At 53.7% G+C, this 11,759-nt stretch carries 13 protein-coding genes, 1 tRNA gene and 1 other annotated feature; of the genes, 9 read left to right on the top strand and 5 right to left on the bottom strand.

Going from position 1 to position 11,759, the window contains the following annotated elements; translation table 11 throughout:
• Nucleotide 1: 1 nt before the first annotated feature.
• Nucleotides 2-901 carry an ATP phosphoribosyltransferase gene (hisG, locus tag L6R44_RS16905; protein WP_000886595.1) on the bottom strand — a complete coding sequence of 300 codons (900 nt, stop codon included), beginning with the start codon at nt 899-901 and terminating at the stop codon, nt 2-4.
• Between the two features lie 45 nt (nt 902-946).
• Nucleotides 947-1,070, bottom strand: a sequence feature (His leader region).
• Nucleotides 1,046-1,096 carry a his operon leader peptide gene (gene hisL, locus L6R44_RS16900; RefSeq protein ID WP_001364200.1) on the bottom strand — a complete coding sequence of 17 codons (51 nt, stop codon included), beginning with the start codon at nt 1,094-1,096 and terminating at the stop codon, nt 1,046-1,048. Its footprint overlaps the feature before it by 25 nt.
• A 175-nt stretch (nt 1,097-1,271) precedes the next feature.
• Here hisL and L6R44_RS16895 point away from each other — a divergent pair, with 175 nt between their 5' ends.
• The 4 genes from L6R44_RS16895 to L6R44_RS16880 all read left to right on the top strand — a co-directional run bounded on the left by L6R44_RS16895 (nt 1,272) and on the right by L6R44_RS16880 (nt 4,696).
• Complete coding sequence (locus L6R44_RS16895) at nt 1,272-2,096, top strand: SDR family oxidoreductase (protein WP_237424862.1); 825 nt, start codon at nt 1,272-1,274, stop codon at nt 2,094-2,096.
• A gap of 41 nt (nt 2,097-2,137) precedes the next feature.
• Nucleotides 2,138-3,067: a LysR substrate-binding domain-containing protein gene (locus L6R44_RS16890; RefSeq protein WP_032641573.1), complete on the top strand. Its 930-nt coding sequence runs from the start codon at nt 2,138-2,140 to the stop codon at nt 3,065-3,067.
• A 218-nt stretch (nt 3,068-3,285) separates the two neighbouring features.
• The gene (gene yoeI, locus L6R44_RS16885; RefSeq protein WP_100166194.1) at nt 3,286-3,348 is read left to right on the top strand and encodes a membrane protein YoeI; all 63 of its coding nucleotides are present in this window, start codon (nt 3,286-3,288) and stop codon (nt 3,346-3,348) included.
• Complete coding sequence (locus L6R44_RS16880; RefSeq protein ID WP_023336236.1) at nt 3,338-4,696, top strand: APC family permease; 1,359 nt, start codon at nt 3,338-3,340, stop codon at nt 4,694-4,696. The genes yoeI and L6R44_RS16880 overlap by 11 nt, the downstream gene beginning before the upstream one ends.
• 128 nt (nt 4,697-4,824) lie before the next feature.
• Here L6R44_RS16880 and sbcB read toward each other — a convergent pair whose 3' ends face one another.
• Complete coding sequence (gene sbcB / locus L6R44_RS16875; protein WP_237424861.1) at nt 4,825-6,249, bottom strand: exodeoxyribonuclease I; 1,425 nt, start codon at nt 6,247-6,249, stop codon at nt 4,825-4,827.
• Nucleotides 6,250-6,459: 210 nt separating this feature from the next.
• Between sbcB and dacD the strand changes: the two genes are divergently transcribed.
• The 4 genes from dacD (at nt 6,460) to L6R44_RS16855 (ending at nt 9,864) form a co-directional block, all read left to right on the top strand.
• Nucleotides 6,460-7,626 (top strand): serine-type D-Ala-D-Ala carboxypeptidase DacD, encoded by a 1,167-nt coding sequence (gene dacD, locus L6R44_RS16870; protein ID WP_237424860.1) that lies wholly within the window; start codon nt 6,460-6,462, stop codon nt 7,624-7,626.
• Between the two features lie 119 nt (nt 7,627-7,745).
• Nucleotides 7,746-8,219, top strand: coding sequence for a DNA gyrase inhibitor SbmC (sbmC, locus tag L6R44_RS16865; RefSeq protein ID WP_045328130.1), 474 nt, complete (start codon nt 7,746-7,748; stop codon nt 8,217-8,219).
• A 92-nt stretch (nt 8,220-8,311) separates the two neighbouring features.
• Entirely contained in the window at nt 8,312-9,370 is a 1,059-nt protein-coding gene (locus L6R44_RS16860) for an FUSC family protein (RefSeq protein ID WP_237424859.1), read from the top strand.
• A 158-nt stretch (nt 9,371-9,528) separates the two neighbouring features.
• The gene (locus L6R44_RS16855; RefSeq protein ID WP_237424858.1) at nt 9,529-9,864 is read left to right on the top strand and encodes a DUF496 family protein; all 336 of its coding nucleotides are present in this window, start codon (nt 9,529-9,531) and stop codon (nt 9,862-9,864) included.
• 47 nt (nt 9,865-9,911) lie between these two features.
• On the opposite strand, the gene L6R44_RS16850 is transcribed toward L6R44_RS16855, so the two are convergent.
• The gene (locus L6R44_RS16850) at nt 9,912-10,247 is read right to left on the bottom strand and encodes a gamma-glutamylcyclotransferase family protein (protein ID WP_237424857.1); all 336 of its coding nucleotides are present in this window, start codon (nt 10,245-10,247) and stop codon (nt 9,912-9,914) included.
• 272 nt (nt 10,248-10,519) lie between these two features.
• Between L6R44_RS16850 and L6R44_RS16845 the strand changes: the two genes are divergently transcribed.
• On the top strand, nt 10,520-11,476 hold the full coding sequence (locus L6R44_RS16845; RefSeq protein ID WP_032641562.1) for a hypothetical protein: 957 nt from the start codon (nt 10,520-10,522) through the stop codon (nt 11,474-11,476).
• Nucleotides 11,477-11,665: 189 nt separating this feature from the next.
• Here the strand turns inward: L6R44_RS16845 and L6R44_RS16840 are convergent.
• Nucleotides 11,666-11,741 (bottom strand) — tRNA-Asn (locus L6R44_RS16840).
• Between the last annotated feature and the right edge of the window lie 18 nt (nt 11,742-11,759).

Raw genomic sequence — 11,759 nt, 5'->3', positions numbered from 1 at the left:
ATTACTCCATCATCTTCTCAATTGGCAGCACCAGGATGGAGCTTGCGCCCAGCGCCTTCAGTTTTTCCATGGTTTCCCAGAACAGGGTTTCGCTGCTCACCATGTGCATTGCCACGCGCTGCTGATCGCCCGCCAGCGGCAGGATGGTTGGGCGCTCGGCGCCCGGCAGCAGGGCAATCACCTCATCCAGACGCTCGGTTGGGGCGTGCATCATGATGTATTTGGATTCACGCGCCTGAATCACGCCCTGAATACGGGTCAGCAGTTTGTCGATGAGCTGCTGCTTGGCGTCGGCCATCTCGCCGTCACGCTGAATCAGGCACGCCTTAGAGCGGTAGATAACTTCCACTTCGCGCAGGCCGTTGGCTTCCAGCGTCGCGCCGGTAGAGACAAGGTCACAGATGGCGTCAGCGAGACCCGCGCGCGGCGCCACTTCAACAGAGCCGTTCAGCAGGCAGGACTTGAACTGCACGCCTTTCTGGTCGAGATAACGCTTTAACAGGTGAGGGTAGGAGGTGGCGATACGTTTGCCGTTCAGCGCGGCCGGGCCGTCCCACGCTTCATCGACCGGCGTTGCCAGCGACAGGCGGCAGCCGCCGAAGTCCAGGCGACGCAGCGTAAAGTAACGCGGATCTTCGCCCTGCGCGCGGCGGGTCAGCAGCTCTTCTTCCAGCACGTTTTCCCCAATGATGCCGAGGTCAACGACGCCATCCATGACCAGGCCAGGAATATCGTCATCACGCACGCGCAGAATGTCGATGGGCATGTTTTCAGCCAGGGCAATCAGGCGCTGGGTGTGCAGGTTAATTTTAATCCCGCAGCGGGCCAGCAGTTCGCGTGAATCGTCACTCAAACGGCCTGATTTTTGAATAGCTATGCGTAAACGTGAGTTATCTAACATTCTTTATTCCTCGTTAACCTGTTTTAACCTGTCTGAATTTGGTCCAAAAAAAAGCCCCCGGAAGAAGATCTTCCGGGGGCTTTTTCATGCGTTCATGCACCACTGGAAGATCCAAACGTCTTCCAGCACACATCGCCTGAAAGACTAGTCAGGATGATGGTGATGATGGTGGTGTTTAAATTGAACGCGTGTCATATAAATTCTCGATGAATGCTTATTCATTTGATGTCTTTTAACCTAAACCAGTTGTACGACATATTGCAAGGGCTTTTTTTGATCATTAATTCATTTCATATTGATGCTATGAATTGTGTGTTCTGCCAGGCTGGCGTAGCCTTATGAAAGACGAGTAAGAGCCAGGAGAATTCGCATGAAAAAGGTCGCGATTGTCGGTTTAGGATGGCTGGGAATGCCGCTGGCGATGTCATTAGCCGCGAAAGGCTGGGAGGTGACCGGCAGCAAAACCACGAGGGATGGGGTTGAGGCAGCGCGGATGTGCGGTATTGATGGCGTTGAACTGCGTCTTGAACCGGAGCTGGTGTGTGATGCTGACGATCTGGACACGCTGATGAACGTCGATGCGCTGGTCATCACGCTACCCGCGCGGCGCAGCGGCCCGGGCGAGTCGTTTTATCTGCAGGCGATGCAGGAGATTGTCGACAGCGCGCTGGCGCACCATGTTCCGCGCATCATTTTTACCAGCTCGACGTCGGTCTATGGCGAGGTTGAAGGCGTGGTGAAAGAGAGTTCCGCGCGCCGTCCCGTTACGGCCAGCGGTCAGGTTCTGAAAGAGCTGGAGGACTGGCTGCATAATCTGCCCGGCACGCAGGTCGATATCGTCCGCCTTGCGGGGCTGGTGGGCCCGGGCCGCCATCCGGGGCGCTTTTTTGCCGGGAAGTCGGCGCCAGACGGCCAGCATGGGGTCAATCTTGTGCATCTTGATGATGTGGTTGGCGCAATTGAGCTACTCTTACAGGCTCCAAAAGGTGGACACATCTATAATATATGTGCACCGTCTCATCCGGCTCGCAGCACGTTTTACCCGCTGATGGCGCGTCAGCTGGGCCTGGCACCGCCGGTCTTTGGTGAGGCAAAAGAGGGCAGTAAAGGCAAAATTGTCGATGGCAATCGCATTTGCCATGAGCTGGGGTTTGAGTATCAGTATCCCGATCCGCTGGTGATGCCCATGGAATAAGTCCCGCAGCGGAGACGATCGCGCACCAGAAGGGGGCGAGCATGAAACCGCTGCTGGATGTTCTTATTATTCTGGATGCTCTGGAAAAAGAGGGGAGCTTTGCCGCGGCGTCGGCAAAGCTCTACAAAACCCCGTCTGCGTTGAGCTATACCGTTCAAAAGCTGGAGAGCGATCTCAATATCCAGATCCTCGATCGCTCCGGGCATCGCGCCCGTTTTACCCGTACCGGACAGATGCTGCTGGAAAAAGGCCGCGAAGTGCTCCATACCGTTCGTGAACTTGAGAAACAGGCCGTAAAACTCCATCAGGGGTGGGAAAACGAGCTAACTATTGGCGTGGATGATACCTTTCCGTTTTCTCTGCTAACGCCGCTGATTGAAACCTTCTATCAGCACCACAGCGTCACCCGGCTTATCTTTATTAATGGCGTATTGGGTGGCTCCTGGGATGCCTTAACGCAGGGGAAGGCGGATATCTTTGTGGGGGCGCTTCATGAGCCTCCCCAGTTGAGTGAGTTTGGTTTTGCCCGTCTGGGCGTGCTGGAGCAGGTGTTTGCCGTGGCGCCCCATCATCCGCTGGCACAGGAACCCGAGCCGATTAACCGTCGCGTGATTAAAGGCTACCGCGCCATCGTGGTCGGAGACAGCGCGCGTCCGGAATGTTCGGTCTCCTCGCAGCTGCTTGATGAGCAGGAGGCCATTACCGTTTTCGACTTTAAAACCAAGCTGGAACTGCAAATAAGCGGCCTGGGCTGCGGCTATTTACCCCGCTATCTGGCGCAGCGCTTCATTGATAGCGGCGCGCTTGTTGAAAAGCAGGTACTTTCTCAAAGCAGCCATGAATCGGTGTGGGTGGGCTGGAATGAACAAACGGCCGGGCTGGCCAGCGCCTGGTGGCGGGATGAGATTTTAGCAAATAGTGCTATCGCCGCCGTTTACTCTCAGCCCGGCGTCCAGAAATCAGCCAGTTAGCAAAAAGAAAATTCCCCGCTGCGTTGCAAAGTATTGCCTTTTGTATCCGATGTGGGGCAAAATGCCGCCGCTGCAACCAAATGAATAATCGACGATATAAAAGGCGTCGGTTATTTTTTTTTGCATGTACGAAACGAAACTAAAACCAAGAGGCCGGGCTTCGTACCGGATAGATATTTACTAAAATCCGACAGTTGTTGTCGCTGAGGAAGAAAGAAATGGGGCAATTTTTCGCTTACGTGGCGGTTATCACCGTAAAGGAGAATAACGATGTCGCATAACGCAACTCCAAACACCTCTCGCGTGGAATTACGTAAAACGCTTACGTTGATTCCGGTTGTTATGATGGGCCTGGCCTATATGCAACCGATGACGCTGTTTGATACATTCGGTATCGTATCGGGCCTCACCGACGGTCACGTTGCAACGGCGTACGCCTTTGCGCTGGTTGCCATTCTCTTTACTGCGCTGAGCTACGGTAAACTGGTTCGCCGTTTCCCGTCTGCAGGCTCTGCCTATACCTATGCCCAAAAATCCATTAGCCCTGCGGTTGGCTTTATGGTGGGCTGGTCATCCCTGCTGGACTACCTGTTCATGCCGATGATCAACATTCTGCTGGCAAAAATTTACTTCGAAGCGCTGGTGCCTTCTGTTCCATCGTGGATCTTCGTTGTCGCGCTGGTGGCCTTTATGACCATCTCTAACCTGCGCAGCATCAAGACCGTGGCGAACTTCAATACCCTGATTGTTATTCTGCAGATGGGCATTGTGGCGGTAATCGTTGGCCTGATCATTTACGGCGTTTCTCATGGTGAGGGTGCCGGTACGCTGACCAGCACGCGTCCATTCTGGTCTGAAGGTGCGCACGTTGTGCCGATGATTACCGGTGCGACGATCCTGTGCTTCTCGTTCCTGGGCTTTGACGGTATCTCTTCCCTGTCCGAAGAGACCAAAGATGCTGAGCGCGTGATCCCGAAGGCGATTTTCCTGACGGCGCTGATTGGCGGCCTGATCTTTATCGGGGCGTCCTACTTCCTGCAGCTGTACTTCCCGGACATCTCTCGCTTTAAAGATCCGGATGCGTCACAGCCTGAAATCATGCTGTACGTAGCGGGTAAAACCTTCCAGTGGGGCGTGCTGATCTTCTCCAGCGTGACCGTACTGGCATCCGGCATGGCGGCACACGCAGGCGTATCTCGCCTGATGTACGTGATGGGCCGTGACGGCGTATTCCCGACGCGTTTCTTCGGCTACGTGCATCCGAAATGGCGTACTCCGGCGTGGAACGTGCTGCTGGTTGGCGCGATTGCCCTGCTGGCGATTAAATTCGACCTGGTGACGGCGACCGCGCTGATTAACTTCGGTGCGCTGGTGGCGTTCACCTTCGTTAACCTCTCCGTGATTTCGCAGTTCTGGATCCGCGAGAAGCGCAACAAAACGCTGAAAGACCACTTCAACTATCTGGTACTGCCGGTGTGTGGTGCCCTGACAGTGGGCGCGCTGTGGATTAACCTGGAAGAGAGCTCAATGGTTCTGGGTCTGATCTGGGGTGCTATCGGTCTGGTTTACCTGGCCTGCGTTACGAAGAGCTTCCGTAACCCGGTTCCGCAGTACGAAGACGTCGCGTAATGACTCGCCGGGTGGCGCTAGCGTTTACCCGGCCGACAAAATAACGCACCCGTAGGCGCGCGTAAGCGCAGCGCCACCGGGCAAAAAAAAGCCGGAGACATCGCCTCCGGCTTTTTTTTGCCCCTCTCTCAAACTATCTCTTGCGCGTACTGGAACAGGGATTTCAGCAGCGCCTGTTTCTCAGCATTTCCCTCATACTGGCCATAAAGCATTTCCAGCTCCTGGGCGTAGCTGTGCAGATACTCCGGCGTAAACACGTTACGACGATGCTGCAGCCAGCGTTCCTGCTCTGCTTCATCTAGCGTGCCTGGGAAGTTACGCGCGCGGTAGTTAAACATCAGCTTTTCGATACGGCTATCAGCGAAGGTGATATCCAGCGCCGGTAGGTTGCGCGGTTCGGTTTGCAGTACGATATTCATGGCCGCGCGATCGGCATCGCTGAAGAAACCGTTATAAAGCTGGGCGTCCACGTTTTCAGACGGCACGAACGGCTCCGCTTCGGCAAAGATGGCGACCACCTTCTCGCGCACCTGCGGGTTATCGCGCAGCACCTTCAGGTTATCGAGGCAGTGCTGGCGGTTAATACCCAGCCTGTCCGCATCTTCCGGGCGCAGCGTATTTGCCTGCGCCAGGACCGGACATTTATTGATATGCACCAGTTTAACCGGCACCGCAGGCAGATCCCCGAGCTCATTTTTTGGGGTGTAAAGCCGTCCGCGCAGGGTATCGCTGTCGAGCTCCAGAAGCGGCGAAACATCGCCGGCCAAATCGACCATAATGACCGCGTTACGGTTGTCCGGATGCCACGCCAGCGGCGCGACCCAGCTGGTATTGCCGCGCCAGGCGCCAAACATGCCGGAAATATGCACCAGGGGTTTCATCTGCGGTACGTCGATAAGGGTCATGAGCTTCTGCTTGCTGCGGTGGCTCAGCAGATAGTCAAACAGCCGGGGCTGCGCGCTTTTCACCAGCTTAGCCATGGCAATGGTGGCGTAGACGTCAGCCATCGCGTCGTGGGCATTGCTGTGCTCAATGCCGTTGGCGCGCGTCAGGTGTTCCAGCCGGAAGCTGGTCAGCCCTTCCTCATTTTCCGGCCAGTGAATGCCCTCAGGACGCAGGGCGTAGCATGCCCGCATGATGTCGAGCAAATCCCAGCGCGAATTGCGGTTCTGCCAGCTCCAGGCATAGGGATCGTAGAAGTTGCGATAGAAAACGTTGCGCGTTACTTCGTCATCAAAACGGATGTTGTTGTAACCGACCACGCAGGTATTGGGGACGGTAAAGAGATCGTGGATGCGGCGGGCGAATTCTGCCTCGTTAACGCCTTTTTCCCGCGCTTCCTGAGGGGTGATGCCGGTTACCATGACCGCCCCGGGCTGCGGCAGGTAGTCATCAGCCGGTTTACAGTAAAAGACCTCGGGCTCGCCAATAATGTTGAACTCGTCGTCGGTGCGGATGGCGGCAAACTGCGCCGGCCGGTCCAGCGCCGGGTGCGTGCCAAAGGTTTCGTAGTCGTGAAATAAAAAAGTCGGGCGAGCGGCAGAGTCAGACACCAGTAATACCATCCTGTTAAAAAATGACGTCACTATGGTAAACGATCGTGCCGTCCAGACCGAATAAAAAGCGCCGCTGTGACGCAAATCTGCGCGCCAGCTTCAGGGAAAAATCTGCGCTCTGTCACATTTCTTTGCAATTAAGCCAGGTAACGACATCAGAACTCCCGTAAAAAGGTCATCGATTTTTAATGACCTGAGGATATACCGTTGAAACGCCGTCTGTTTATTGCTGTTTCTTTACTCGCTTCGAGTATCTCATCTGCTTTTGCGGCCGAACCGCTGGATTTTTCGCCGCAGCCTCCTGCCATTCAGGCGGGCTCCTGGGTGCTGATGGATTACACGACTGGTCAGATCTTAACGGCGGGCAACGAGCATCAACAGCGTAATCCGGCGAGCCTGACCAAGCTGATGACGGGGTATGTGGTCGATCGGGCCATTGACAGCCACCGTATAACGCCGGACGACATCGTCACCGTCGGGCGCGATGCCTGGGCAAAAGGAAACCCGGTGTTTGACGGATCGTCGCTGATGTTCCTGAAAGAGGGCGATCGCGTCTCCGTGCGTGACTTAAGCCGCGGCCTGATCGTCGATTCCGGCAACGACGCCTGCGTGGCGCTGGCCGATCACGTGGCGGGCGGGCAGCCGCAGTTTGTGAAGATGATGAACGACTACGTGCAGAAGCTGAACCTGCGCGATACGCACTTTGAAACCGTCCACGGGCTGGACGCGCCGGGCCAGCACAGCTCCGCTTACGATTTGGCCGTGCTCTCCCGCGCCATCATCCACGGTGAGCCCGAGTTTTATCATATGTACAGCGAAAAGAGCCTGACCTGGAACGGGATCACCCAGCAAAACCGTAACGGCCTGCTGTGGGATAAAACCATGAACGTGGATGGCCTCAAAACGGGACACACCTCGGGGGCAGGGTTTAACCTGATTGCCTCCGCCGTGGACGGCCAGCGCCGCTTAATCGCGGTGGTGATGGGGGCCGACAGCCCGAAAGGCCGCGAAGACCAGGCCCGAAAACTGCTGCACTGGGGGCAGCAGAATTTCGATACGGTGCAGATCCTGCATAGCGGTAAAAAAGTGGGGACGGAGCGCATCTGGTACGGCGACAAGGAGCAGGTGAAGCTGGGCACCGACCAGGACTTCTGGCTGGCCTTGCCGAAAGCGGAAGTGCCCAACATCAAAGCCAAATACGTGCTGGATAAAAAAGAGCTGGAAGCGCCGATTGCCGCACATCAGCGGGTAGGGGAGATCCAGCTCTATGACCGTGACAAAGTGGTGGCGCACTGGCCGCTGGTGACGCTGGAAGCCGTTGAGAAAGGGGGCGTGTTCTCCCGCCTGAGCGATTATCTTCACCACGTGCTCTGACGGCAGATGAGCAGACTGGCAGGGTTGCGAGTCTGCTCACATAATAAACACTTCACGTTTGCTGAACGCTCAGAGCTTGCATTATAGTGTATATATATACAGTAATAAGTGGAGGCAGCATGGACTACAGCATCAAGCAGCAAAAGAAACGTAAGATTGCCGGTTTTCATTTGGTGGGGCCGTGGGAACAAACGGTAAAGCAGGGCTTTGAACAGCTGGTCATGTGGGTGGACGGGCGTCACATTGAGCCGCTGGAGTGGGTTGCGGTCTACTACGATAACCCGGATGAAGTCCCGGCAGAAAAACTGCGCTGCGACACGGCAGTGACGGTAGCGGATGATTTCGTTATTCCGGAAAACAGCGAAGGCGTCATGATGACGGAAATCGCGGCCGGGGATTATGCCGTGGCCACGGCGCGCGTGGAAAACTACGACTTTGCCACACCGTGGTACCAGTTCTTCAACTCCCTGCTGCAGGACAATAAGTACCAGATGGCGCTCAAACCCTGCTTCGAGCGCTATCTCAATGACGGCAATGCGGACGGCTACTGGGATATCGAAATGTATATCGCGGTAGAGCATAAAACGGTTTAAGCCTGCTTAATGAAGGGTTTTTCAGCCGGAAGCGATCCGCCCGGCTGAAAACACAGTACAATTGTGATTTGCCGTGTAGCTGGAGAGCGGGTGTGCGTCCCGACAAATCATTAACCCCTTTTGAAATTCGATTGTATAAACATTATCGCGTGGTGCACGGGTGTCGCATCGCGCTGGCTTTCGTGTTGACGTTTATCCTGGTCCGTATGCTGGATGTTCCGGAAGGGACGTGGCCGCTGATCACGCTGGTGGTGGTGATGGGGCCTATCTCGTTTTGGGGGAACGTTGTTCCGCGCGCCTTCGAACGAATTGGCGGGACGGTGTTAGGCTCAGCCCTCGGGCTTATTGCCCTAAAGCTTGAGCTCATCTCATTTCCCGTCATGCTGGTATGGTGCGGTGCGGCCATGTTCCTGTGCGGCTGGCTGGCGTTGGGTAAAAAGCCCTATCAGGCGCTGCTGATTGGGATTACGCTCGCGGTGGTGGTCGGTGCGCCCGCCGGGGACATGACCACGGCGCTGTGGCGAAGCGGGGATGTCATTTTGGGTTCACTGCTGGCCATGCTCTTCACCGGTATCTGGCCGCAGCGTGCTTTTCTGCACTGGCGTATTCAGATGGCTAACTACGTTACCGCCTTTAACCGCGTGTATCAGGCCGGTTTTTCTCCGAACCTGGTAGAGCGCCCGCGGCTGGAAAAGCACCTGCAAACCATCCTCAACGACGTGGTCAAAATGCGTGGACTGATTACGCCTGCCAGCAAAGAAACCCATATCCAAAAATCGATTTTCGAAGCCATCCAGACGGTAAGCCGCAATCTGGTCTGCATGCTTGAGCTGCAGATCAACGCCCACTGGGCCTCGCGACCCAGCCATCTGCTGATGCTTAACGCGCAGACACTCAAAGAGACCCAGCAGATGACGCAGCAGACGTTGTTGACCATCGCCCATGCGCTCTATGAAGGGAACCCGCAGCCGATACTGGCCAACAGCGAGCGATTGAATGAGATCGTTGCGGAGCTCAGGCTGTTAATCAATGAACGCCAGAGCGATAACGTGGCGGAAACGCCTATTCATGGCTACGTCTGGCTGAGCATGGAGCTGGCGCGGCAGCTTGAGCTGTTATCGCATCTTATTTGTCGGGCGCTGCGCAAATAAAACGCGGATGTGACGGCTGCTGCTTCGATTCAGCAGCAATTGGGGTTATGATACCTTTAAACGATATAGTCATTGTCATTCGCAGCCGCTGTCAGTAAGGTTATTGTTACAACGGTTGCTTTAACGAATCCGAATCTCACATTATCAGGGGTGTAAAAATGGAAACTACCAAGCCTTCGTTCCAGGATGTTCTGGAATTCGTCCGCCTGTTCCGCCGCAAAAACAAGCTGCAGCGTGAAATCCAGGACGTTGAGAAGAAGATCCGTGACAACCAGAAACGCGTTCTGCTGCTCGACAACCTGAGCGACTACATCAAGCCAGGTATGAGCGTAGAAGCAATCCAGGGCATCATCGCCAGCATGAAGAGCGACTACGAAGACCGCGTTGATGACTACATCATCAAAAACGCCGAGTTGTCCAAAGAGCGCCGCGACATCTCCAAGAAGCTGAAAGCAATGGGCGAAATCAAAAACGGCGAAGCAAAAAGCGAGTAATCGCAGCGAACAGTGAAAAAGGCTCTCTGGTGACAGAGAGCCTTTTTTTATGATGCAGACTGCGGCTGTAGCTGATAAATCCAGGCCTGAACCTGCCGGCCTTCAAGGGAGGTCACCGTGACCTCAACCCTATCGTAGCCGTCTTCAAATTCATCCAGCATGTCCCAGTGCGCGGCAAGGCTATCAGAGATAAACAGATAGCCTTCGACGCGGGGTCCATCAGGGTGGAGCACAACCCCCGGGAATTCCGCCGCAGCGCCCCAACCGCGTTCGTAAAACGTACCGGTGACGAAGCCGGCCAGCCACTCGCCGCCAATTTTTTCAAGAATATGCGCATTAGCGTGGCCCGGGCGCAGCGTGCCGTAGACAAACAGAGCGTTCATTTTCCCTTACCTGTGAAGCGAAAAACAGAGCGCTATAGTTTAAGTGTACTCGAACGACCCTGACAATAAAAAACGATGAGCATCGTCAGCGGGTTACGCATTAATAAATGCATAAATAATTCAATCAGCATATTGATACCGCCAGAACTGTTGCGCTCAATAAATTGCATTTTAATTGCACGCCGTGTAATTATATTTTAGTCAGTTTCATGTATTTTCATATGCCATGATTGTATTTACTCAATGGTGAGTATTAAAGAGGTAAATAAATCATGAAAGATATTAAAAAAGATGTTATTGACGTCCCGTTCACGACATCTACAACTGAATCAACAACGATCTACCAGTATACGGCTACGGAAGATATGATGTTTCTGGCTGAAATTATGGATAGTACATATTATCCCGTTTCGCTTGAACTCTATCAGACTGACTCTCAAACGGCGAGCCAGATTGTTTTCGAATATCAGTATTCTATTGGCGCTGATAGAGGTTATGTATTTATGCCAGCCGGGAGTCAGTGGTCATTTGAAATGAGTTTGACACATACTGCTGCTTCAGGAACCATTTCGTTCCAGTTTACACCTGCTGCCGAAGCCTCAATTCCGTTTTCACTCCCGCCGCAATCAAGAACGTTGCTCACTTCTTTCACTGCGCCTATCTATTCAAATATGGAGCTCGCATTATATGCTGCCTCGGCGTTTCCTCTGGATGCTCAGGTTGTCGACAAAGCAGGAAACGTGCTTGGTGCGTATTCCTACATGAGCGACCCGTATATGCATGTATCGTGGTTCTTTAACGGTACGACATTTGAACCAGGAAGTGAGTATGATATTTATATCAGCAATCCCGCAGATTCTGGCAGTGATGTTTCTGGTTATTTTATTTTAGAACTCTTACTTACAGAAAATGACTCAGCGCAGTTTACCCTTCCGGCAGATAAACTACCGCAGACAGTTTACACACGCGTGTCTCCAAGTGACGAGTATATTACGAAAGTGACATTAGCTGAGGCTTCTGATCTACCGGTCATTTTACAAATTACTAATGGCGATTTAGTGATGGAGCATGAGTTCTTCATTGCAGGTCAACAGTGGCAGCCGGATCAGATTGTGTATTTTAAATTCAATTCTGAAACGCAGTTCAACCTAATCAATAACACATCACCGCTAACTGCTGTCAACGGTCAACTGGACTTCATTTTTACACCGCATAACAATATGGAATAAAGGCAAGACGGTCATCTGGTGATGATTTTGCGTTAATCAATAGGCGGGTGGCGCTTCGTTCACCCGGCTATTTTTCGCGGGTAGTGGCGTGACCCCTGATAGTGATGATGCAGAGCGCCAGAGAATCGAAATAGACAACGTTTATAAATGCAAAAAGCAGACGTCAGTGACGTCTGCTTTTCTTAAATTTGGCTCCTCTGACTGGACTCGAACCAGTGACATACGGATTAACAGTCCGCCGTTCTACCGACTGAACTACAGAGGAATCGTTGTGGAGGCTTAT

Origin of the sequence: Enterobacter cloacae complex sp. ECC445, assembly GCF_021892025.1 — a bacterium.
GTDB lineage: Bacteria > Pseudomonadota > Gammaproteobacteria > Enterobacterales > Enterobacteriaceae > Enterobacter > Enterobacter chengduensis.
The sequence above is the reverse complement of the archived record's forward strand: the minus strand, read 5'-3'. Positions and strand labels throughout refer to the sequence as shown.